The sequence below is a fragment of the Serratia sp. 506_PEND genome, from assembly GCF_001076875.1.
In the GTDB taxonomy this organism is placed as follows: domain Bacteria; phylum Pseudomonadota; class Gammaproteobacteria; order Enterobacterales; family Enterobacteriaceae; genus Serratia; species Serratia marcescens.
Window position 1 is genome coordinate 1 of record NZ_JVEL01000550.1, and the last position, 21,243, is coordinate 21,243.

Genomic DNA, 21,243 nt, shown 5'->3' on the forward strand with positions numbered 1-21,243 from the left:
GCAGGTGGTGACGGCTCGGCTGCAGGTACTGGCCCAGCGGCAGCATGGTCACGCCGTGGCGACGCAGATCGCGCATCACTTCAATGATTTCCGCGTTGGTTTCGCCCAAGCCAACCATCAGGCCGGATTTGGTTGGGATATCCGGGTGCGCTTCTTTAAAGCGCTCCAGCAGCTTCAACGACCACTCGTAGTTGGCGCCCGGACGCACCTGGCGGTAGACGCGCGGCACGTTTTCCAGGTTGTGGTTGAACACGTCCGGCGGCGTGGCGGTGAGGATCTCCAGCGCGCGATCCATACGGCCGCGGAAGTCCGGGACCAGCGTTTCAATTTTGATGTTCGGGCTCTTGGCGCGGATGGCCGAGATGCAGTCGGCAAAGTGCTGAGCGCCGCCGTCGCGCAGGTCGTCACGGTCAACCGAGGTGATCACCACGTAACGCAGCGCCATGTCGGCGATGGTTTGCGCCAGCTTTTCCGGCTCGTTGGCGTCTGGCGCGATCGGGCGGCCGTGGGCCACGTCGCAGAACGGGCAACGACGGGTGCAGATGGCGCCGAGGATCATAAAGGTGGCGGTACCGTGGTTGAAACACTCGGACAGGTTAGGGCACGAAGCTTCCTCACAGACGGAGTGCAGGCCGTTCTTGCGCATGGCGGCTTTGATGCCCTGAATGCGCGTTGAGTCGGCAGGCAGTTTGATCTTCATCCACTCGGGTTTACGCAACAGCTCCTGCCGTTCGGTGACCACCGTTTTGACCGGGATCAGCGCCATTTTGTCAGCATCGCGGTATTTGACGCCGCGTTCCATCTGAATTGGTTTACTCATAATCGTGCAGGTTCCAGTTACGAAGCTCGACCGTCTGGTAGCCGAGTAAATGAACAAATTCCTGTACCAGGATTGGGTGTATGTCTTCAATGCCAACGCCGGGCGCCAGCGCGCTGACCTGCGTCATCTGCATGCCGGCGTAACCGCAAGGGTTGATGCGTTGGAAGGGGCTGAGATCCATCGCCACATTCAGGGCCAGGCCGTGGAATGAGCTGCCTTTGCGGATCCGCAAACCCAACGAACAGATTTTCTGCTCCCCCACGTACACGCCGGGCGCATCCGGACGGGCGCGCGATGCGAGGCGGAAGTGGGCGAGGGTGTTGATAACCGTATCTTCTATCGCCGTGACCAATTGGCGTACGCCGACTTTGTTGCGCTTCAGATCGACCATCACGTACATCACCTGCTGGCCCGGCCCGTGGTAGGTCACCTGGCCGCCGCGATCGCTCTGGACAACCGGGATATCGCCGGGCATTAGCACGTGTTCGGCTTTGCCGGCCTGGCCCTGGGTGAATACCGGGTGATGCTGCACCAGCCACAGCTCGTCCGGCGTAGTCTCGGTACGACTGTCGGTGAAGTTATGCATGGCTTGGGATACAGGCGCGTAGGGCTGCAACCCCAGCTGACGCAAAATGATCTTGTCTGGTTGCAAAAGAGTCATCGTCAGGTTACAGAAGTGGTAAAGCCATTATACCGGGCGCTCCGGCTGGCGGCCAGCCTTTCGCTGACCAAAAATGCGCAACCCGGGAAGACGCTGCGCCATCCCGGGTTGATAAGCAGGGGTTTGTGCTGGAATTACAGCACCATGCGAACAATTTCAATGTTGCCCAACTCTTCGTACAGGGTTTCGACCTGCTCGATGTGAGTGGCGTTGATGGTGATGGAAACCGAGTGGTAGTTGCCTTTGCTGCTCGGCTTAACCTGCGGGTTGTAATCGCCCGGCGCATGGCGCTGCACCACTTCAACTACCTGGTCAACCAGCTCAGGCTGCGCCAGGCCCATCACCTTGTAGGTAAACGAGCAAGGGAATTCGAGCAGTTCGTTCAGTTTAGTTTTTTGCATGTGCGTGCGCTCCAGAGTGCTAGCTAATCTATAAATTATAACTCCCGCCGGGGCGGGAGTTAATGTTATTCAGTATATGGGGGCAATTTCGCCCGTTTCAACCGTTAACCGAACCAGTGGTGGAACATCAGTTTGATGTAGTCCACGATGCGGCTGAAGAAACCGCCTTCTTTCACTTCGTTCATCACCACCAGCGGACGCTGGTCGATGGTTTTGCCGTCCAGCTGGAAGTTGATGCTGCCCACCACCTGGTTTTTCGCCAGCGGCGCGTGAATTTCCGGCGTGTTCAGCACATAGCTGGCCTTCAGATCTTTCATGCGGCCGCGCGGGATGGTCAGGTATACGTCTTTATCCACGCCCAGCTCAACGCGGTCGGCATCGCCGAACCAGACCGGCTCGGAGGCGAACTCTTTACCGACTTTCAGCGGCGCCACGGTTTCGAAGAAGCGGAAGCCCCAGGTCAGCAGTTTCTTGCTCTCGGCTTCGCGGCCTTTGTAGGTGCGGCCGCCCATCACGGCGGAGATCAGACGCATCTGGCCTTCGGTCGCCGAAGCCACCAGGTTGTAACCCGCTGCGTCGGTATGACCGGTTTTGATGCCGTCGACGTTCAGGCTGTTATCCCACAGCAGACCATTGCGGTTCATCTGGCGGATATTGTTGAAGGTGAACTCTTTTTCTTTATAGATCGCGTACTCTTCCGGCACGTCGCGGATCAGCGCCTGGCCGATCAGCGCCATGTCGCGCGCCGAACTGTACTGGCCCTGGGCATCCAGGCCGTGTACCGTCTGGAAGTGAGTGTTCTGCAGGCCCAGTTTGCTGACGTAGGTATTCATCAGGTTAACGAATGCGTCCTGGCTGCCGGCGACGTAGTCGGCCATCGCCACGCAGGCGTCGTTACCGGACTGCAGGTTGATGCCGCGGGTCAGTTTGGAGACCGGCACGCGATCGCCCGGCTTCAGGAACATCAGCGAGGAGCCTTTGAACACCGGGTTGCCGGTCGCCCAGGCGTCCTGGCCGACGGTCACCAGATCGTCCTGGCCGATTTTACCCGCTTTCAGCGCCTGGCCGATGACGTAGCTGGTCATCATTTTGGTCAGGCTGGCCGGATCGCGACGCGCATCGGCGTTCATCTCGGCCAGCACCTTGCCGGAGTTGTAATCAATCAGGATGTACGCTTCCGCATCGATCTGCGGGACACCTGGGATCATGGTTTTGATGTTAACGTCATCGGCGTGCGCAACGGAGGCTGCGCTCATTGCGATAACGGTGCCGAGGGCGATGCTTTTGATTAAGCGAAAAGAAGTTACTTGTTTCATGATCGGGACTACAACATCCGTGAAAGTAAAGTTAAAAAACGAGCCACACTATAGCAGATGCGATCCCGGCAGGCATTACCCATTCATCTGACTAATTGCGGTTAGTGCCCTTTTAGCTGCAAGAAAATGTTTCAGCTAAATAACCGCTTATCGGCCGTGAATGCCCGCCGGGCTTAACGCTCAGGGTGCAGCAGTAACGAAAGACTGTTGTTGCGCTTCGCTCGCCAGGCGTTGCTGCAGCTGGGCCGCCTGCTGACGGCTGCTGAACGGGCCGAGCTGAACGCGATAAACGTTGCCGTTGGCCGCTACTTTGCCCGGGACGCCAAACTGTTGGCTCAGGCTCTGTTGCCAGCTCTGGGCGCGTTCGGCGCTGCTCAGCGCGCCGACCTGCACCACGTAGCCGCCGGAAGAGGCGGCGGCAGCCGTACCGACAGCCGCTGCGCCGGCCGCGACCGGTGCGGCCACCGCTGCGACTTCAGGTTCGGAACCTTCCAGCACGCCGGCCGGTAATGCGCTTGGCGCGCCGAGGAAACCGCTGCGGCCGTTGGCGGCATTGCCGCCGGCAGCAGGGGCGCTGTTGTCGTCGGTGCGCAGGGTGCTGTTATCGATCGGGCGCACCGCCGCGCCGCTGGCGATCGGCGCCTCCTGTTGAATAGGGGTGCCCATGCCGCTGGAGCCGAGATCCGGGCGCGCCGGCAGGGCGTAGCTCTGTTTCGCCACGATGGTGCCGATGGTGCCGGGGCCGCTCAGCGTGCCATTTGGCGCCACGTTGATGAAATCTACCTTGACCTTGGTGTTGTTGGACAGGTTGAGGCGATCGGCGGCGGCTTTCGACAGATCGATGATGCGGCCCTTGGTGTATGGCCCGCGATCGTTGACGCGCACCACCAACTGACGGCCGTTGGCCAGGTTGGTGACGCGCACATAGCTTGGGATCGGCAGCGTTGGGTGCGCCGCCGTCAGGCCGTTGGGGTCAAACTGCTCGCCCAGCGCCGTGGTGTTGCCGTTGGCCTCTTCGCCATACCAGGCCGCCAGGCCGGTCTGCGAGAAGTTCTGCGGATCTTTTACGATGCGGTAAGTATCGCCATTAACCTTATAATCCTGCATGTTATTAGGGTTATAGGGTTCATATTGAGGCTCGACGCCGCCGATTTCCACCACCGGGCCGTTGTACGGCTGCGGAGGGGCTTGCTGTTCCGTGGTCGGGGCGGTACAGGCGGAGAGCAACACCGCCGCGACGCCGATCCAAAGCCATTCCTTACGCATTACTCACCTCTTATAAACTTTTAGACAGCATTTTCCGATGCGTGTGGATCGACATGATGATGCCGAAACCGGCCATCAACACTATCAGCGCCGAACCCCCGTAACTGACCAGAGGCAAAGGTACGCCAACTACCGGCAAAATGCCACTGACCATACCGATGTTAACAAACACATAAACGAACAAAATCAGCATCAAGCCGCCGACCATCACGCGGCCGAAGGTGGTTTGCGCCTTGGCGGCGATCATCAGCCCGCGAATGATCACCAGCAGGTAGAGCGCCAGCAGCACCAACACCCCGATCAGCCCCAGCTCTTCGGCCAATACGGCGAAGATAAAGTCGGTATGGCGCTCCGGGAGGAACTCCAGCTGCGACTGGGTGCCGTGCAGCCAGCCCTTGCCGGACAGGCCGCCGGAGCCGATGGCGATCTTGGATTGAATGATGTGATAACCGGCGCCGAGCGGATCGCTTTCCGGATCGAGCAGCATCATCACGCGGTCGCGTTGATAACCGTGCATCAGGAAGAACCACAGCACCGGGATAAAGGCCGCCAGCGCGACGGCGGCGACGGCGATCAGTTTCCAGCTCATGCCCGACAGGAACAGCACGAACAGGCCGGAGGCGGCGATCAGGATCGAGGTGCCGAGATCCGGCTGCGCGGCCACCAGCAGCGTCGGCAGGAAGATCAGCACCAGCGCGATGGCGGTGTTTTTCAGCGAAGGCGGGCAAACGTCGCGGTTCATAAAGCGCGCCACCATCAGCGGCACGGCGATCTTGGCGATTTCCGACGGCTGGAAGCGCACCACGCCGAGATCCAGCCAGCGCTGCGCGCCTTTACTGATCTGGCCGAAGGCGTCCACCAGGATCAGCAAAATCACGCAGAAAATATACAGATAGGGCGCCCAGCTTTCGTAGACGCGCGGCGGGATTTGCGCCATGACGGCCATCACGATCAGCCCCATGACGATCTGCCCGATCTTGCGCTCCATCATGCCGATGTCCTGGCCGCTGGCGCTCCACATCACGAAGGCGCTGTAGACCAGCAGGGCCAGGATCAGCAGCAGGAACGTCGGATCGATGTGGATTTTGGTCCAGATCGAGCCTTTTTGTTGGCTTTCAGTCATGTTCTACCTTAGTCACCTTCTACGCCAGGCGGCAGCGGGGCCTCGCTTGGCAATTGCGTATTGTTGTCGCCCAGCAGAATATGGTCGAGGATCTGGCGGGTGATGGTGCCCACCGCCGGACCGGAGCCGCCGTTTTCCAGAATGATGGCGACCGACACCGTCGGGTTGTTGAACGGCGCGAAGGCGGTCATCAGCTTGTGATCGCGCAGGTGCTCCGCCAGTTTGTGGGCGTTGTAGGTTTCGTAGCCGAATACCTGTGCGGTACCCGATTTCGCCGCGGCTTTATAAGGTGCGTCCGCAAAGTACTTGCGCGCCGTCCCGTTCGGACGGTTGGCCACACCATACATGCCGTCTTTGGCGATTTCCCAGAAGCCGGAGTGAATATCGCCGATTTGCGTGCTCTCTTCCTGTTTGAACGGCACCAGCGCGCCGTTGACGCGGGTGCTCTGCAGCAGGTGCGGCGTTTTGACGGTGCCGTCGTTGATCAGGGTGTTCAGCGCTTTGGCCATCTGGATCGGCGTGGCGGTCCAGTAACCCTGGCCGATGCCCACCGGAATGGTGTCGCCCTGATACCACGGCTTTTTATAGCGTTTCAGCTTCCACTCGCGCGTCGGCATCAGGCCGGATCGTTCTTCAGACAGATCGATGCCGGTGTACTGGCCGTAACCGAATTTGGTCAGCCAGCTCGACAGCCGATCGATCCCCATGTCATAGGCGACCTGATAGAAGTAGGTATCTGCGGATTCTTCCAGCGCTTTGGTGACGTTCAGGCGGCCGTGGCCCCATTTTTTCCAGTCGCGGAAGCGTTTTTCCGAGCCGGGCAGTTGCCACCAGCCGGGATCGAACACCACGGTGTTTTTGGTGATCACCCCGGCGCTCAGCGCCGACACCGCGATGTAAGGCTTCACCGTTGACGCGGGCGGATAGACCCCCTGCGTAGCGCGGTTGATCAGTGGGCGATTCGGATCGTTCAGCAGGCCCTGATAGTCCTTGCTGGAAATGCCGTCCACGAACAGGTTCGGATCGTAACTCGGGTTGGACACCATCGCCAGGATGGCGCCGGTGCGCGGATCGCTCACCACCACCGCGGCGCGGCTGCCGACCAGCAGCTGCTCGATATAGCGCTGCAGATCAAGATCGAGCGTCAGGTAAACGTCCTGACCGGCGGAAGGCGGTTGCTCGTGCAATTGGCGGATCACCCGGCCGCGGTTGTTGACCTCGACCTCTTCATAGCCTGTTTTGCCGTGCAGCGTGTCTTCGTAATAGCGTTCAATGCCCAGCTTGCCGATATCGTGGGTGGCGGCGTAGTTGGCCAGCTTGCCGTCTTTGTCCAAACGTTCGACGTCGCGGTCGTTGATCTTCGACACATAGCCGGTGACGTGGGTGAGGGCGGAACCATAGGGGTAGTAGCGGCGTTGATAGCCTTTCACTTCCACGCCGGGGAAGCGGAACTGATTGACCGCAAAGCGGGCGACCTGCACCTCGGTTAGCGCGGTTTTCACCGGAATGGAGACGAAACGGCGTGAGCGCTTGCGCTCTTTTTCGAAATTGGCGATGTCGTCGTCGGTCAGATCGACCACCGTGCGCAGCGCCTGTAGCGTGGCTTTGAGATCGTCGACCTTCTCCGGCATCAGCTCCAGCTGATAAATGGTGCGGTTGAGCGCCAGCGGGGTGCCGTTGCGATCGTAGATAATGCCTCGGCTGGGCGCGATGGGCACCAGCTTGATGCGGTTTTCGTTGGAGCGGGTGCGGTAATCCTCGACGCGGACCACTTGCAGATTATACAGGTTGGCGATCAGGATGCCGGACAGCACCAGGATGACCAGGAACGCCACCAGGGCGCGGCGTACAAACAGGGCGGATTCAGCCGTATAGTCGCGAAAAGGGTTACGTTCTATTTTCATCCCGCTGCTTTATTTCACTCTGTCACGGTCACCACCGGCTATTCCCGGTGGTAAGGATGATTTGTTGTAATACTCCAGGCGCGGTAGAGGCTTTCGGCCACCAGGACGCGCACCAAAGGATGCGGCAGCGTCAACGGAGAAAGCGACCAGCTCTGCTCGGCAGCGGCTTTGCAGGCGGGCGCCAGCCCTTCCGGGCCGCCGATCAGCAAGCTGACGTTGCGGCCATCCTGCTTCCAGCGCTCAAGCTGCTGCGCCAGCTGCGGCGTTTCCCACGGCGTGCCTGGGATATCCAGCGTAACGATGCGGTTGCCTTTGCCCACCGCCGCCAGCATCTGTTCGCCTTCCTTGTCCAGAATGCGCTTGATGTCGGCGTTTTTGCCGCGTTTGCCCGCCGGGATCTCGGTCAGCTCAAACGGCATATCTTTGGGAAAGCGGTGCAGATAATCCATAAAGCCGGTTTGCACCCAGTCTGGCATTTTGGTGCCGACCGCCACCAATTGCAGTTTCACCGCTTAGCTCCAGAGTTTTTCCAGCTCGTACAGGCGACGGCTTTCTTCCTGCATCACGTGCACGATCACTTCGCCCAGATCGACCACGATCCAGTCGGAGGCTTCCTGGCCTTTCATGCCGTACAGCTCCATGCCCGCGGCGCGGGATTCCTGCACCACGTGGCTGGCGATCGACATCACGTGGCGCGTCGAGGTGCCGGTGCAGATGATCATGCAATCGGTGATGCTGGATTTGCCCTGAACGTCCAGAGCGACAATGTCTTGGCCTTTCAGATCATCGATTTTATCGATGACGAAATCTTGGAGCGCTTTACCTTGCAAAGGTTCCCCCTCGGGTGTGTTCTGTTCAGTCGGCTGCGGCGGGCAAAATGCGCGCGCCGCGGCGTAACCGGATAATGGTTTCGGCAGGCTGCCGCTGAAAGCCAGCTAACTGGTGACTGCCCGGCCAGCTAAGGTTTCCGGGGTTTTCAGCGGATACCTGAAAAATAGCGGCGCAGTATATCACGCACCTTTCGCTAGCGATATAAACCCTGCAACTCGATATAGCGCTGCACCGGGCGCGGCAGCAGGTCGTCGCAGTTGAGGCCCTGATGGCGACGCTGGCGGATCTCGGTGGCGGAAATTTCCAGCTCCGGCGTATCGGCCAAATAGATGTGGCCGTGCGGGCGACGGCTGAGCAGCGCCGGGTCGGCGGTGCGATGGCGTTCCAGCCACTGCTGCAGTTCCGGCGTGTCCATGCGATCGTTATAGCCCGGGCGCGCCAGCACCAGCAGGTGGCAGACGTCCAACAGCGCCTGCCAGCGGTGCCACTTATGCAGCGTCAGCAGCGAGTCCTGGCCAATAATAAACGCCAGCGGCTGGGCGGCGCCACGCTCTTTACGAATCGTTTCCAACGTCTCGATGGTGTAGGAGGGGGTGGTGCGGTGCAGTTCGCGATCGTCGACCGCAAACAGCGGATTGCCGGCGATCGCCAGCTCGACCATCTTCAGGCGCTGCTGCGCATTGGCCTCCGGCTGCGGGCGGTGCGGCGGCACGTGGTTAGGCAGCAGCGTGACGCGATTCAGGCCCACTTCGGCGGCCAGCGCCTCCACCGGCCGCAGGTGGCCGTAGTGGATCGGGTCAAAGGTGCCGCCGAACAGCGCGTGCAATACGGTGGGGTGTTCCGGATTAGTGGGCATCGCTAAAACTCGTGGCCAGGGGTTTGCCGCACAGCAGCATCGACAGGGTTTCCAGTTCCGGCCAGACCGACTGACCATAGTCCTGCTTGAGCGTCAGCTCGATTTGCGTCAGCAGCTGCACCGCCTGCTGCAGCTGGGGGCCGGACAGGCGTTGCAACGCCTGGGTCACCAGCGGGCGGCGGTTCTGCCAGACCTTGTGCTGATCGAACAGCGTGCGCAGCGGCGCGGAAGCCATGCGGCGCTGCAGCGTCAGCAACAGCAGCAGTTCGCGCTGCAGGGTGCGCAGCAGGATCACCGGCTCGACATCCTCTTGCTGCAGCTGCTGCAAGATATGCCAGGCGCGCTTGCTCTTGCCGGCCAGCAAGGCGTCCAGCCAGTGGAACGGCGTGAAGTGGGCGGCGTCGTTCACCGCCTGCTCGACGCGCGGCAGGGTGAGCTTGCCGTCCGGGTGCAGCAGCGACAGCCGCTCCAATGCTTGCGACAGCGCCAGCAGGTTGCCTTCGTAGCAGTAGCACAGCAACTGGTTGGCGGCGTCGTCCAACTCCAGTTTCATCGCCTTGGCGCGTGCGGCGACCCAGCGCGGCAGCTGCGCCTGTTCCGGCGTCTGGCAGCTGACGAGAGCGCCGTGCGGGCTGAGCGCCTTGAACCAGGCGCTGTTTTCCTGCGCTTTGGTGAGGCGCGGGCCGCGCAGGATCAGCAGAATATCCTCGTGCAGCAGCGTGGCCAGCTTGGTCAGCTGTTCGCCGATCGGCGCCGTCGGGCCGTTTTCCGGGAAGATCAGCAGCAGCGTCTGGCGGCTGGCGAACAGGCTCATCGCCTGGCAGATGCCGAAGATGGCGTCCCAGTCGGTATGGGCGTCGAGGGAAATGCTGTAGTGCTCGCTGAACTGCTGCTGTTGCGCAGCCTGCCGGAGCAGATCCTGGCTTTCCTGCAGCAGCAGCGGTTCATTGCCGCTCAATAAATAACAAGCGCGCAGCCCCTCTCGGAGCTGCGCGGCAAGTTGTTCCGGATAAATACGGATCATTGTGCGGTTTGGCTTGCCGCTCGTTCGCCGGCGGCAGCGGCTTTTTGCCGGTTTTCTTCTTCCGCCGCATGCACGGTCAGCAGTTTGCGCACCAGTTGCTGCGCCGCCTGCTCACGCATTTCCTGGCGAATGATCTCCTGCTCGGAGTCTTTGGCCAGCGCGGTCAGCGGGTTGTCGAAGAACGAACGGAACACTTTCACCGACAGCGGATACAGGTCGTGGCCCGGGAGCAGCACCTGCGCCTGCACGGTCAGCACCAGCTGGTACTCGGCGGTTTTACCGTCCTGGAAGATCGAGGCGGTATCCTGGCTTTCCGTCGCGCCGATGATGCGCAGGGAAGGCACGTCTTTACGCTTCGGATCGCTGACGATGGTCACGTCGTTCAGACGCAACTGCTCACGCACCGCGCGCGTCAACGGACCATAAGGGTCGGCGCTGTCGAGGATCAGCGTTTTCATTTCATTAGGCACCTGCGTGGTGCCACGCAGGTGAAAACCGCAGCCGGCGGTGACCAGCACCGCCAACCCCAGCAACAGCGTCAGAATACGTTGTCGCACAACTCCTCCTTGTGTTAACCCACAACCAGGTTAAGCAGTTTGCCCGGAACGTAGATCACTTTACGAATCGTGACGCCGTCCAGATATTTAGCCACCAGATGCTCTTCGGCAGCGCGCGCGCGCACTTGCTCTTCGGTCGCATCGGCAGATACGGTGATTTTAGCGCGAACCTTGCCGTTCACCTGCACCACCACCAGCTTGGAGTCCTCGACCATCGCCTGCTCGTCGGCAACCGGCCATGGCGCGGTGTCCACGTCGCCTTCGCCACCCAACGCCTGCCACAGGGTGAAGCACACGTGCGGGGTGAACGGATACAGCATGCGAACCACGGCCAGCAGCGCTTCCTGCAGCAGCGCGCGATCCTGCTCGCTCTCCTGCGGCGCGCGGGCCAGCTTGTTCATCAGCTCCATCACGGCGGCGATCGCGGTGTTGAAGGTCTGACGGCGGCCGATATCGTCGGTCACCTTGGCGATGGTTTTGTGCAGATCGCGGCGCAGCGCTTTCTGATCTTCGTTCAGCGCCGCCACGTCCAGCGGCTGCACCGCGCCTTTTTCCACGTGATCGTAGGCCAGTTTCCACACGCGTTTCAGGAAGCGGTTAGCCCCTTCCACGCCGGATTCCTGCCACTCCAGCGTCATTTCTGCCGGTGAAGCGAACATCATGAACAGACGCACGGTGTCCGCGCCGTATTTTTCCACCATCTCCTGCGGGTCGATGCCGTTGTTCTTCGACTTCGACATTTTGCTCATGCCAGCATAGACCAGTTCACGGCCTTGCGGATCGGTGGCTTTAATGATGCGGCCTTTGTCGTCGCGCTCGACGGTGGCGTCAACCGGGGATACCCAGACGCGTTCGCCGCTGTTGCCGGTGTAGTAGAAGGCGTCGGCCAGCACCATGCCCTGGCACAGCAGGCGCTTGGCCGGCTCGTCTGAATCCACCAGGCCCGCATCGCGCATCAGCTTGTGGAAGAAGCGGAAGTACATCAGGTGCATGATGGCGTGTTCGATGCCGCCGATATATTGATCGACCGGCAGCCAGTAGTTGGCGGCGGCCGGATCCAGCATGCCCTGGTCATACTGCGGGCAGGTGTAGCGCGCGTAGTACCAGGAAGACTCCATAAAGGTGTCGAAAGTGTCGGTTTCGCGCAGCGCCGGCTGGCCGTCGACGGTGGTCTTCGCCCACTCGGGGTCGGCCTTGATCGGGCTGGTGATGCCGTCCATGACCACGTCTTCCGGCAGGATCACCGGCAGTTGGTCTTCCGGCGTCGGCATCACGGTGCCGTCTTCCAGCGTCACCATCGGGATTGGCGCGCCCCAGTAACGCTGGCGGGAAACGCCCCAGTCGCGCAGACGGTAGTTGACCTTGCGTTGGCCGACGCCTTTGGCGACCAGTTTGTCGGCGATGGCGTTGAAGCCGGCTTCATTGTCCAGACCGTCGAACTCGCCGGAGTTGAACAGCGCGCCTTTGTCGGTCATCGCTTCGGCGCTTACGTCAGGCTGGCTGCCGTCGAGGTTCAGGATCACCGGTTTGATCGGCAAATCATATTTGGTGGCGAATTCCCAGTCGCGCTGGTCGTGCGCCGGTACCGCCATCACGGCGCCGGTGCCGTATTCCATCAGCACGAAGTTGGCGACCCACACCGGCAGCTTCTCGCCGCTCAGCGGGTGGACAACGAACAGGCCGGTCGGCATGCCTTTCTTCTCCATCGTCGCCATTTCGGCTTCGGCAACTTTGGTGTTGCGGCATTCGTCGATGAACTCGGTCAGCGCCGGATTGTTGCGCGCGCCCTGTTGCGCCAGCGGGTGGCCCGCGGCGACCGCCACGTAGGTGGCGCCCATGAAGGTGTCCGGGCGGGTGGTGTAAACCGTCAACTTCTCTTCGCTGTCCGCCACGTCGAAGGTGATTTCCACGCCTTCGGAGCGGCCAATCCAGTTGCGCTGCATGGTTTTCACCTGCTCCGGCCAGCTTTCCAGCGTGTCCAGATCGTTCAGCAACTGATCGGCGTAAGCGGTGATTTTGATGAACCACTGCGGGATCTCTTTACGCTCGACCTTGGTGTCGCAGCGCCAGCAGCAGCCGTCGATAACCTGTTCGTTGGCCAGCACGGTCAGATCGTGCGGACACCAGTTCACCGCCGAAGTCTTCTTGTAGACCAGGCCTTTTTCATACAGTTTGGTGAAGAACCACTGTTCCCAGCGATAGTATTCCGGCTGGCAGGTGGCGATTTCGCGATCCCAGTCGTAGCCGAAGCCCAGCAGTTTCAACTGGTTCTTCATGTATTCGATGTTGTCGTAGGTCCACGGGGCCGGCGCGGTGTTGTTTTTCACCGCCGCGCCTTCCGCCGGCAGGCCGAACGCATCCCAGCCGATCGGCTGCAGTACGTTTTTGCCCAGCATGCGCTGATAGCGCGAGATCACGTCGCCGATAGTGTAGTTACGAACGTGGCCCATGTGCAGTCGGCCGGACGGGTAAGGCAGCATGGATAGGCAGTAGTACTTTTCCTTGCTGTCGTCTTCGGTAACTTTGAAAGTCTGCTTCTCTTGCCAGTGAAGCTGTACGTTCGATTCTATGTCTTCTGGACGGTATTGCTCTTGCATGGCGGCCGGTGGTCCTGTAGGTGTAAACCGTTGCCCCGGTCAGAGGCAACGCAATGAACATTTAGTATTCGTAGATCCGCATAGCATAGCTGATAAGACCTCCCGGCAACAACTCCAAGCGCCTGACTCGGCGCATTTAAAAAAAACGCCGTCATGACGCGGCTCACAACCTGCGGATCCCGCGTCTTGCCAAGTGGCATCAGTCATTTACGGCTAAAATAAGAACAAGTAGCTTAGGGGGGATCCCTACAGCCAAGTCCGGCGCAGCGTTTATCGAGGAGAGTCTATGAACAAGGTTGCTCAGTATTACCGCGAATTGGTGGCATCGTTGAGCGAACGCCTGAAAAACGGCGAACGCGATATCGATGAACTGGTGGCCAGCGCGGAGCGGCGCTTGAACGAGGCCGAAGATTTGACCCGCGACGAAGTGCGGCAGGTGACGCAGGCGGTGCGGCGCGATCTGGAAGAGTTCGCGCGCAGCTATCAGGAGAGCCGGGACGAGTTTACCGACAGCGTGTTTATGCGCGTGATCAAAGAGAGCCTGTGGCAGGAACTGGCGGATATCACCGACAAAACCCAGCTGGAGTGGCGCGAGGTGTTCAAGGATGTCAGCCACCACGGCGTTTACCACAGCGGTGAAGTGGTGGGGCTGGGCAACCTGGTGTGCGAGCAGTGTCACTACCATCTGGCGTTTTACACGCCGGAGGTGCTGCCGCTCTGCCCGAAATGCGGTCACGACCAGTTCCAGCGCCGGCCGTTTGAACCGTGATGACGTTCCCCGGCAGGGCGGGGAACGCTAAGGCTGGCGTTTAACGGAACAGTTTCTTCAGCAGATTGCTCAGGAAACCGCCGCTGACGGTTGCCGGGGCAACTTCCGCCTGCGCCGGTGCGCTGGCCGGTACGGCAACGCCGGCCGGGATTTTCTGCGCGATCGCGATGCGGCTGTCCTGGGCGGCTTTCTCCGCCGCTTCCGGGCCGTAGGCGAAGCCTTCCGCCAGCACGAATTCAACGTCGGTGATGCCGATAAAGCCCAGGAACAACTTCACGTACGGCGTGATCAGATCCGTCGGCGTGTCGGCGTGGACGCCGCCGCGGCTGGAGATGACGATCGCTTTCTTGCCCGTCACCAGCCCTTCGGCGCCGGCGGAGGTATAGCGGAACGTCTGGCCGGCACGGGCGATAAGATCGAAGTAGATCTTCAGCTGCGTCGGGATGTTGAAGTTGTACATCGGGGCGCTGATGATCAGCGTGTCGTGCGACTTCAGCTCGGCAATCAGCTCATCGGACAGCGCCAGGGTGCTTTGCTGATGCGGCGTCAGCGGTTTGTCGCCGGCGGTAAAGCCGGCCATCACTTCACCATCCAGCTCCGGCAGCGTTGGGTTGGCCAAATCGCGCACGGTGAACGTGTCTTCAGGGTGAGTTTCACGCCATTGTTCAACAAAAAAATCGACTAATTTTCCAGACTGGGAATATTCACCCAGAATGCTTGATTTCAGGACCAGTACGCGGCTCATTGGCTTATCTCCAGGCGAAGGCTAATCGGTAACGATGTCAGTCGGTGTAAACGCATGGTAGAGGCAAGCCATGAACAGTGATAGCGCAAAAATTCGCTGAGTTAAATCAAAAAAGTTGAATGAGGGGCGCGAGCGCGCCCCGATAGGATCAATAACGCGCTACGCGCTCGGCCAGCAGATCGATAAAGCCCTCGCGGTTGATGCCGGTCAGCACTTCCACGTTGGCCGCATTGCCGGTTTGCTGGAAATAGTCCACCACCGTCATGCCGACGGTGTAGTCCCCTTTGGTCTCCACGCCGACCCAGCGTTCTACGCCGGTGAACAGCTGCGGCGCCAGCAGCCAGGCGATGGTGCAGGGATCGTGCATCGCTGCGCCGGGCAAGCCGCGCGGATGGCTGAGGTACAGCGGCAGGTAAAAATCGAGCATCTCCGCGACCGCCTGCGCGACCGGATTGTCTATCTGGCGAATGCGCTCGATATCCTGCGGCAACACCAGCGCCTGATGGGTGACGTTCAGCCCGGCCATGGTCAGCGGCACCCCGGATTTCAGCACCATTTCGGCGGCTTCGGGATCGACGAAGATGTTGAACTCCGCCACCGGCGTGGTATTGCCGGCGTTCATGCCGCCGCCCATGAATACGATGCGCTCGATGCGGCTTTTCAGCTCGGCGTGCTGGGCCAGCAGCAGGGCGATGTTGGTCATCGGGCCGGTCACCACCAGGGTGATCGGCTGCGGGCTGGCGCGCAGCAGGTCGGCGATCAGCTCAACGGCGCCGCGGGGATCGGGTTTGAGGGTCGGCGTCGGCAGGTGGGTGTTGCCCATGCCGGTTTTGCCGTGGACATAGTCGGCGATCACCAGTTCGCGCATCAGCGGGCCGCCGGCGCCGGCGGCGACCGGGATGTCCTCGCGCTGCATCAGGGTCAGCAGGCCCAGCGCGTTATGCAGGGTTTTCTCCGGCGTCTGGTTGCCGGCGGAGGTGGTAATGGCTTTGACGTCCAGCTCCGGCGAACGCAGCGCCATGGCCAGCGCGATGGCGTCGTCGAGGCCGGGATCGCAATCGATGATAATAGGGCGGGGCATGTTCTTTCTCCTCTGTTTGTTATCCAGCGAGCATCGGATCAAAACCGGGGAGAAACAAGCGCTTTTAGTGCCGGGAGAAAAGATGCGCCCCTGGCGGGGCGCATCGAGAGAGTTTAGTGCAGGATCTTGGCCAGGAAGTCCTTGGCGCGATCGGACTCGGGGTTGTTGAAGAAATCGTCTTTGTTGCGGTCTTCGACGATTTTGCCTTCGTCCATAAAGATCACCCGATTCGCCACCTTGCGGGCGAAGCCCATTTCGTGGGTTACCACCATCATGGTCATGCCTTCGTTCGCCAGTTCGACCATCACGTCCAGCACTTCGTTGATCATTTCCGGATCGAGCGCCGAGGTCGGTTCATCGAACAGCATGGCGATAGGATCCATGCACAGCGCGCGGGCGATGGCGACGCGCTGCTGCTGGCCGCCGGACAGCTGGCCGGGGAACTTGTTGGCATGGGCGGAGAGGCCGACGCGTTCAAGCAGCTTCAGGCCCTTCTCGCGTGAGGCGGTCTTATCGCGCTTGAGCACTTTCACCTGCGCCAGCGTCAGGTTGTCGATGATAGACAGGTGCGGGAACAGCTCAAAGTGTTGGAACACCATGCCGACTTTGGCACGCAGCTGCGCCAGGTTGGTTTTCTTGTCGTTGACCGGCGTGCCGTTCACCAGGATGCTTCCCTGCTGGATCGGCTCGAGGCCGTTGACGGTTTTGATCAGGGTGGACTTGCCGGAACCTGAAGGACCGCAGACGACGACCACTTCGCCTTTTTTCACTTCGGTGGTGCAATCGGTCAACACTTGGAAGTGACCGTACCACTTGGAAACATTTTTCAGGGATATCATCAAACAGTCCTTTTCTTCAAATAGCTTACCAGCGCCGAGGCGGCGAGGCTGATAACAAAATAGACAAAACCGGCGAACAGGATCATTTCAACCTGGGTGCCGTCGCGTTCGCCAATGGTCGACGCGGTGCGGAAGAAGTCGGCCAGGCTCAGTACGTAAACCAGCGAGGTATCCTGGAACAGTACGATGCCCTGAGTCAGCAGCAGCGGCACCATGGCGCGGAACGCCTGCGGCAGGATCACCAGCCGCATGGACTGCCAGTGGGTCATGCCCAGCGCCAGCGCGGCGGAGGATTGGCCGCGCGAGATGCTGATGATACCGGCGCGGATGATTTCCGAATAATAGGCCGCTTCAAATAGGGAAAAGGCTACCATAGCCGAGATCAGGCGAATATCGGTTTTCGGCGACAGCCCTAGAACCTGTTGTAATAAGCTTGGAACCACCAGATAGAACCACAGCAGCACCATCACCAACGGCACCGAGCGGAACAGGTTGACGTACAGGGTGGCGAACCAGCTTATCGGTTTGAACGGCGACAGACGCATGACCGCCAACACGGTGCCCCACAGGATGCCGACCACGATGGCGGTCACGGTGATCTTCAGCGTGATCACCATGCCTTGCAGCAGATAAGGGAAGCTTGGGACGATCGACGCCCAGTCAAATTCGTACATTATTTACTCCCCAGGTTGCCAGGCAACTGCACTTTCTTTTCGACCAGACGCATAAACAGCATGATAACGGCGTTGATGCCGATATAAGCCAGCGTGATGGCGGTAAAGGATTCATAGGCGTGTGCGGAGTAATCCAACAGCTTACCGGCCTGCGCGGCCATGTCCACCAGCCCGATGGTGGAGGCGATGGCGGAGTTTTTGACCAGGTTGAGCATTTCCGAGGTCATCGGCGGCACGATCACCCGGTAGGCGTTCGGCAGCAGCACGTAGCGGTAGGTTTGCGGCAGCGTCAGGCCCATCGCCAACCCGGCGGCTTTCTGGCCGCGCGGCAGGGACTGAATGGCGGCGCGCACCTGTTCGCAAACGCGGGCGGCGGTAAACAGCCCCAGGCAGAGCATGGAAGAGACGAAGAACTGCACGTTGGGATCCAGCTCGGTTTTGAACCAGGTGCCGATATTGGCCGGCAGCAGCTCGGGGATCACCAGATACCAGGTAAAGAATTGCACGATCAGCGGCACGTTGCGGAACAGTTCGACGTAACAGGTGCCGAGGGTGGAAAGAAAGCGGTTGGGCACGGTACGCAAGATACCGAACAGTGAACCGACGAAGAAAGCGATAATCCAGGCACAGACGGAGAGGGCCACCGTGACCTGAAAGCCGGACCAGATCCAGCCGAGGTAAGTGGTGTTCCCAAACGGGGCCTGCTGCAGGAAGATACCCCAGTTCCAATCTATTGACATAACAAACTCCGATAAACGGGCGCAGGGCGCCGAAGATTGATGACTTGATGAGCGCCGATCGCCGCGCGGCCAGTCTGGCTGGCTTGTTGTGTACGGGTGTCGGTGATGCGCCTTGGGGAAAATGAGGGAGGGGAACGGCCCCCCTCATTCCTGTCTGTCCCAGTCATCAACTGGGCCGGTTTGGCCTGGCGGCCGCCCCGGCTTTTGTTCTATTTAGTTCAACGCTTTGTCGTTAGGCTCTTTGAACAGCTGCTTCATGTCATCCGACAGTTCGAAGTTCATGTTGAGGTTTTTCGGTGGAATAGGCTGCTTGAACCATTTCTCAAACCACTTGGCCGCTTCACCGGAAGTTTGCGCCTGGGCGATGGTGTCATCGACCAGCTTTTTAAACTCAGGATCGTCTTTGCGCAGCATGCAGCCGTAGGCTTCTTTCGACTGCGGCGTGCCGATGATTTCCCACTGATCCGGTTTCTTGGCCTTGGCGCGTTCGCCCGCCAGCAGGGCGTCGTCCATCATGAAGGCCACCGCGCGGCCGCTTTCCAGGGTACGGAAGGAGTCGCCGTGGTCTTTGGCGCTGATGATGCGCATGTTCATTTTGTCGCTGTCGTTCAGCTTGTTCAGCAGCACTTCGGAGGTAGTGCCGGAGGTGACCACCACCGGTTTGCCGGCCAGGTCCTTAAAGTCTTTGATATCGGAGCCTTTCTTCACCAGCAAGCGGGTGCCGACCACGAAAATGGTGTCGGAGAAGGCGGCCTGTTTCTGGCGCTCGAGGTTATTGGTGGTGGAGCCGCACTCGAAATCATAGGTGCCGTTTTGCAGCAGCGGGATGCGGTTCTGCGAGGTAATCGGCAGCATTTTCACCTGCAGATTCGGCGCATTCAGCTTTTTCTTAACGGCTTCAACGATTTGGTTGGAGTAGTCCTGAGAGTAGCCCACAACTTTTTGTTGGTTGTCGTAGTAGGAGAACGGCACTGACGATTCGCGGTGGCCGACAACGATCACGCCATTGTCTTTGATTTTCTTCAGCGTACCGGTCAGGTCTTCCGCGTGCGCCACGCTACCTGCCGCACCGAGCAGCAGTAACGATAACGCCAATTTACGCATTTGCATGGTCCAACTCCTTTGCTGTTGTTGTGGCTCTGACTAAAGAGCGTCAGGTTAAATCGACTGTTTATTGCTCAAGTTATAAAGATAGTCTTATGAACTGAACGCTGTTAAAAAATAACCGATTGTGAACACATTGAAACTAAAATGTTTCATTTTTTGAGACGCCGCGCGCACCAAATTAATGCAACAAAACGTCGGCGCCCCCGCGCGGTGCGCTTAATGCACCCAAAATGTGCGCAGGTGCGACAAAACGTCAGCAAAAGTAAACCGGCGCGCGTTGTCGCCATAGATAAAAGCAAGGAGTGTGCCAGCCGCGTTGATTTAACGACGTTTTCTGACTGAGGTGGGGATATTGACGGGAACGCGGGGCGCGGCGGGCGCGCCCCGGCGAAGAGGATTATTTGCGGCGCAAGCCCAACATCAGCGCCCAGCCGCCCAGCAGCAGGGTAATCACCCACAGCGGTGTGGCGCCGAAGCGCGCATAAGGCGTGACGCCGGTGGTCGGCGTGACCTTCACTTCGAGCACCTGGCGGGTAAACTGCGGGATCTCGGCGATCACCTCGCCGTTCGCATCCACTGCGGCGGTAACGCCGTTATTGGTGCTGCGCAGCAGCGGCCGGCCGAGCTCCAGCGCCCGCATGCGCGCCATCTGGAAGTGCTGCCACGGGCCGATGGAGTGACCGAACCAGGCATCGTTGGAGATGGTCAGCAGGAAGTTGGTGTCCGGGCGGAAGTTATCGCGCACCTGCTGGCCCAGCACGATCTCGTAACAGATGGCCGCCGTCAGGTTGTAGCCGCGTACGCTGAGCTGCGGCTGCACGTAGTCGCCGCGGCTGAAACCGGACATCGGCAGATTGAAGAACGGCGCGATAGGGCGCAACAGTTCACCCAGCGGCACGAACTCGCCGAACGGCACCAGGTGATGCTTGTTGTAGCGATCTTTGGCCGGGTAGCTGTACGGCGTCGGTTCGCCCAGCACGATGGCGCTGTTGTATTCCTGCACGCCTTGCGGGGTGGCGCGCGCATCGACGATGCCGGTGATCAGGCTGCTGTTCTTCGCCCGCATCAGGTCATCCATCATGGTCAGGAAGCCGTTCTGACGCGGCTCGAAGTCAGGGATGGCGGACTCCGGCCAGATGATGATCGGCGCTTTGCCCATGTAGGGGCGGGTTTCGTCCAGATAGGTTTGCAGCGTGCTGAGCAGAATGCTCGGATCCCACTTCATCGACTGGGGAATGTTGCCTTGCACCATGGCGACGTTCACCGCTTTCTCCGGCTGCGGGGCAAACCACTGCAGCTGGCGCAGCGGCCACGGCAACAGCAGCAGCGCGGCGGCAATCACGGCAGCCGAGAGACGGCGCTGATTGACGGCGTACACCAGCAGGCCGGCGATGGCCATCAGCACAAAGGTGATGGCGTCGACGCCCAGCAGTGGCGCGATGCCCTTCAGCGGGCCATTGATCTGGCTGTAGCCGAACTGCAGCCACGGGAAGCCGGTCAGCACCCAGCCGCGCAGGAATTCGGTCACCTGCCACAGCGCCGGCGCGGCGATGGCTAGCCGCCACCAGCGGGTGGCCGGCCACAGGCGCGTCAACAGCCCGGCGAACAGCCCGGTATACAGCGACAGGTAAGCGGCGAGCAGTACCACCAGGAAGACGTTGACGGCGAAGGGCATGCCGCCGAAATCGGCGATGCTGACATACACCCAGTTGATGCCGCTGCCGAACAGCCCGAAGCCCCAGACAAAGCCGAGCAGGGCGGACTGTTTGGTGGTGCGATTGAGGGTAACGGCCAGCAGGCCGAACAGGGAAACGATGGCCGCGGGCCAGAAGTCGTAGGGCGAGAACGCCAGCGTCCCGCCGGCACCTGACAACAGCGCCAGCAGGGCGCGAACCCGCTGGCGTTCAAGTAATGAGGCTTTAGCCATGTTGG

General features: G+C 60.2%; 21 protein-coding genes. 1 reads left to right on the forward strand and 20 read right to left on the reverse strand.

Annotated elements, in window-relative coordinates; translation table 11 throughout:
- The 13 genes from lipA to leuS all read right to left on the reverse strand — a co-directional run.
- A partial coding sequence (gene lipA / locus ADK28_RS23890; RefSeq protein ID WP_048796868.1) for a lipoyl synthase occupies positions 1–820 on the reverse strand: 820 nt, incomplete at its 3' end.
- The gene (gene lipB / locus ADK28_RS23895) at positions 813–1,481 is read right to left on the reverse strand and encodes a lipoyl(octanoyl) transferase LipB (RefSeq protein ID WP_015376934.1); all 669 of its coding nucleotides are present in this window, start codon (positions 1,479–1,481) and stop codon (positions 813–815) included. The genes lipA and lipB, both read right to left, overlap by 8 nt.
- A 134-nt stretch (positions 1,482–1,615) precedes the next feature.
- Entirely contained in the window at positions 1,616–1,882 is a 267-nt protein-coding gene (ybeD, locus tag ADK28_RS23900) for a DUF493 family protein YbeD (protein WP_004940012.1), read from the reverse strand.
- Between the two features lie 104 nt (positions 1,883–1,986).
- Complete coding sequence (dacA, locus tag ADK28_RS23905) at positions 1,987–3,198, reverse strand: D-alanyl-D-alanine carboxypeptidase DacA (protein ID WP_004940010.1); 1,212 nt, start codon at positions 3,196–3,198, stop codon at positions 1,987–1,989.
- Between the two features lie 180 nt (positions 3,199–3,378).
- The gene (rlpA, locus tag ADK28_RS23910; RefSeq protein WP_048796865.1) at positions 3,379–4,464 is read right to left on the reverse strand and encodes an endolytic peptidoglycan transglycosylase RlpA; all 1,086 of its coding nucleotides are present in this window, start codon (positions 4,462–4,464) and stop codon (positions 3,379–3,381) included.
- A 10-nt stretch (positions 4,465–4,474) separates the two neighbouring features.
- The gene (gene mrdB / locus ADK28_RS23915; protein WP_004940006.1) at positions 4,475–5,587 is read right to left on the reverse strand and encodes a peptidoglycan glycosyltransferase MrdB; all 1,113 of its coding nucleotides are present in this window, start codon (positions 5,585–5,587) and stop codon (positions 4,475–4,477) included.
- Positions 5,588–5,595: 8 nt separating this feature from the next.
- Positions 5,596–7,491: a peptidoglycan DD-transpeptidase MrdA gene (gene mrdA / locus ADK28_RS23920; RefSeq protein WP_016928775.1), complete on the reverse strand. Its 1,896-nt coding sequence runs from the start codon at positions 7,489–7,491 to the stop codon at positions 5,596–5,598.
- A gap of 38 nt (positions 7,492–7,529) precedes the next feature.
- Complete coding sequence (rlmH, locus tag ADK28_RS23925; RefSeq protein ID WP_004940002.1) at positions 7,530–8,000, reverse strand: 23S rRNA (pseudouridine(1915)-N(3))-methyltransferase RlmH; 471 nt, start codon at positions 7,998–8,000, stop codon at positions 7,530–7,532.
- Between the two features lie 3 nt (positions 8,001–8,003).
- On the reverse strand, positions 8,004–8,321 hold the full coding sequence (gene rsfS / locus ADK28_RS23930) for a ribosome silencing factor (RefSeq protein ID WP_015376937.1): 318 nt from the start codon (positions 8,319–8,321) through the stop codon (positions 8,004–8,006).
- A gap of 194 nt (positions 8,322–8,515) precedes the next feature.
- Entirely contained in the window at positions 8,516–9,178 is a 663-nt protein-coding gene (nadD, locus tag ADK28_RS23935) for a nicotinate-nucleotide adenylyltransferase (protein WP_015376938.1), read from the reverse strand.
- A complete protein-coding gene (gene holA / locus ADK28_RS23940; RefSeq protein ID WP_016928772.1) occupies positions 9,168–10,202 on the reverse strand; it encodes a DNA polymerase III subunit delta in 1,035 nt (344 codons plus the stop codon). Before holA ends, nadD begins: the two co-directional genes overlap by 11 nt.
- Positions 10,199–10,759, reverse strand: coding sequence for an LPS assembly lipoprotein LptE (gene lptE, locus ADK28_RS23945; RefSeq protein WP_016928771.1), 561 nt, complete (start codon positions 10,757–10,759; stop codon positions 10,199–10,201). The genes holA and lptE overlap by 4 nt, the downstream gene beginning before the upstream one ends.
- Before the next feature lie 14 nt (positions 10,760–10,773).
- Positions 10,774–13,356, reverse strand: a complete 2,583-nt coding sequence (leuS, locus tag ADK28_RS23950) for a leucine--tRNA ligase (protein WP_033641093.1) — start codon at positions 13,354–13,356, stop codon at positions 10,774–10,776.
- A gap of 286 nt (positions 13,357–13,642) precedes the next feature.
- On the opposite strand from leuS, the gene ADK28_RS23955 reads away from it, so the two are divergent.
- Positions 13,643–14,125, forward strand: a complete 483-nt coding sequence (locus ADK28_RS23955; RefSeq protein ID WP_004939988.1) for a zinc ribbon-containing protein — start codon at positions 13,643–13,645, stop codon at positions 14,123–14,125.
- A gap of 40 nt (positions 14,126–14,165) precedes the next feature.
- On the opposite strand, the gene ADK28_RS23960 is transcribed toward ADK28_RS23955, so the two are convergent.
- The 7 genes from ADK28_RS23960 to lnt all read right to left on the reverse strand — a co-directional run bounded on the left by ADK28_RS23960 (position 14,166) and on the right by lnt (position 21,238).
- Positions 14,166–14,870 carry an FMN-dependent NADH-azoreductase gene (locus ADK28_RS23960; protein WP_016928769.1) on the reverse strand — a complete coding sequence of 235 codons (705 nt, stop codon included), beginning with the start codon at positions 14,868–14,870 and terminating at the stop codon, positions 14,166–14,168.
- A 148-nt stretch (positions 14,871–15,018) separates the two neighbouring features.
- Positions 15,019–15,951 (reverse strand): pyrimidine-specific ribonucleoside hydrolase RihA, encoded by a 933-nt coding sequence (gene rihA, locus ADK28_RS23965; RefSeq protein WP_016928768.1) that lies wholly within the window; start codon positions 15,949–15,951, stop codon positions 15,019–15,021.
- 113 nt (positions 15,952–16,064) lie between these two features.
- Positions 16,065–16,790 carry an amino acid ABC transporter ATP-binding protein gene (locus ADK28_RS23970; protein WP_004939983.1) on the reverse strand — a complete coding sequence of 242 codons (726 nt, stop codon included), beginning with the start codon at positions 16,788–16,790 and terminating at the stop codon, positions 16,065–16,067.
- Complete coding sequence (gene gltK / locus ADK28_RS23975; protein ID WP_004939982.1) at positions 16,790–17,464, reverse strand: glutamate/aspartate ABC transporter permease GltK; 675 nt, start codon at positions 17,462–17,464, stop codon at positions 16,790–16,792. Before gltK ends, ADK28_RS23970 begins: the two co-directional genes overlap by 1 nt.
- The gene (locus tag ADK28_RS23980) at positions 17,464–18,204 is read right to left on the reverse strand and encodes an amino acid ABC transporter permease (RefSeq protein ID WP_004939979.1); all 741 of its coding nucleotides are present in this window, start codon (positions 18,202–18,204) and stop codon (positions 17,464–17,466) included. Before ADK28_RS23980 ends, gltK begins: the two co-directional genes overlap by 1 nt.
- 213 nt (positions 18,205–18,417) lie before the next feature.
- Positions 18,418–19,314, reverse strand: a complete 897-nt coding sequence (locus tag ADK28_RS23985; protein ID WP_004939976.1) for an amino acid ABC transporter substrate-binding protein — start codon at positions 19,312–19,314, stop codon at positions 18,418–18,420.
- A 394-nt stretch (positions 19,315–19,708) separates the two neighbouring features.
- Positions 19,709–21,238: an apolipoprotein N-acyltransferase gene (gene lnt, locus ADK28_RS23990; protein ID WP_033641090.1), complete on the reverse strand. Its 1,530-nt coding sequence runs from the start codon at positions 21,236–21,238 to the stop codon at positions 19,709–19,711.
- Positions 21,239–21,243 lie beyond the last annotated feature (5 nt).

Excerpts from the sequence above, each read along its gene's own strand:
- lipB (WP_015376934.1), bottom strand. The coding sequence starts at position 1,481 with ATGACTCTTTTGCAACCAGACAAGATCATTTTGCGTCAGCTGGGGTTG.
- ybeD (WP_004940012.1), bottom strand. The coding sequence starts at position 1,882 with ATGCAAAAAACTAAACTGAACGAACTGCTCGAATTCCCTTGCTCGTTT.
- dacA (WP_004940010.1), bottom strand. The coding sequence starts at position 3,198 with ATGAAACAAGTAACTTCTTTTCGCTTAATCAAAAGCATCGCCCTCGGC.
- rlpA (WP_048796865.1), bottom strand. The coding sequence starts at position 4,464 with ATGCGTAAGGAATGGCTTTGGATCGGCGTCGCGGCGGTGTTGCTCTCC.
- mrdB (WP_004940006.1), bottom strand. The coding sequence starts at position 5,587 with ATGACTGAAAGCCAACAAAAAGGCTCGATCTGGACCAAAATCCACATC.
- mrdA (WP_016928775.1), bottom strand. The coding sequence starts at position 7,491 with ATGAAAATAGAACGTAACCCTTTTCGCGACTATACGGCTGAATCCGCC.
- nadD (WP_015376938.1), bottom strand. The coding sequence starts at position 9,178 with ATGCCCACTAATCCGGAACACCCCACCGTATTGCACGCGCTGTTCGGC.
- holA (WP_016928772.1), bottom strand. The coding sequence starts at position 10,202 with ATGATCCGTATTTATCCGGAACAACTTGCCGCGCAGCTCCGAGAGGGG.
- leuS (WP_033641093.1), bottom strand. The coding sequence starts at position 13,356 with ATGCAAGAGCAATACCGTCCAGAAGACATAGAATCGAACGTACAGCTT.
- ADK28_RS23955 (WP_004939988.1), top strand. The coding sequence starts at position 13,643 with ATGAACAAGGTTGCTCAGTATTACCGCGAATTGGTGGCATCGTTGAGC.
- ADK28_RS23960 (WP_016928769.1), bottom strand. The coding sequence starts at position 14,870 with ATGAGCCGCGTACTGGTCCTGAAATCAAGCATTCTGGGTGAATATTCC.
- rihA (WP_016928768.1), bottom strand. The coding sequence starts at position 15,951 with ATGCCCCGCCCTATTATCATCGATTGCGATCCCGGCCTCGACGACGCC.
- ADK28_RS23970 (WP_004939983.1), bottom strand. The coding sequence starts at position 16,790 with ATGATATCCCTGAAAAATGTTTCCAAGTGGTACGGTCACTTCCAAGTG.
- gltK (WP_004939982.1), bottom strand. The coding sequence starts at position 17,464 with ATGTACGAATTTGACTGGGCGTCGATCGTCCCAAGCTTCCCTTATCTG.
- ADK28_RS23980 (WP_004939979.1), bottom strand. The coding sequence starts at position 18,204 with ATGTCAATAGATTGGAACTGGGGTATCTTCCTGCAGCAGGCCCCGTTT.
- ADK28_RS23985 (WP_004939976.1), bottom strand. The coding sequence starts at position 19,314 with ATGCAAATGCGTAAATTGGCGTTATCGTTACTGCTGCTCGGTGCGGCA.
- lnt (WP_033641090.1), bottom strand. The coding sequence starts at position 21,238 with ATGGCTAAAGCCTCATTACTTGAACGCCAGCGGGTTCGCGCCCTGCTG.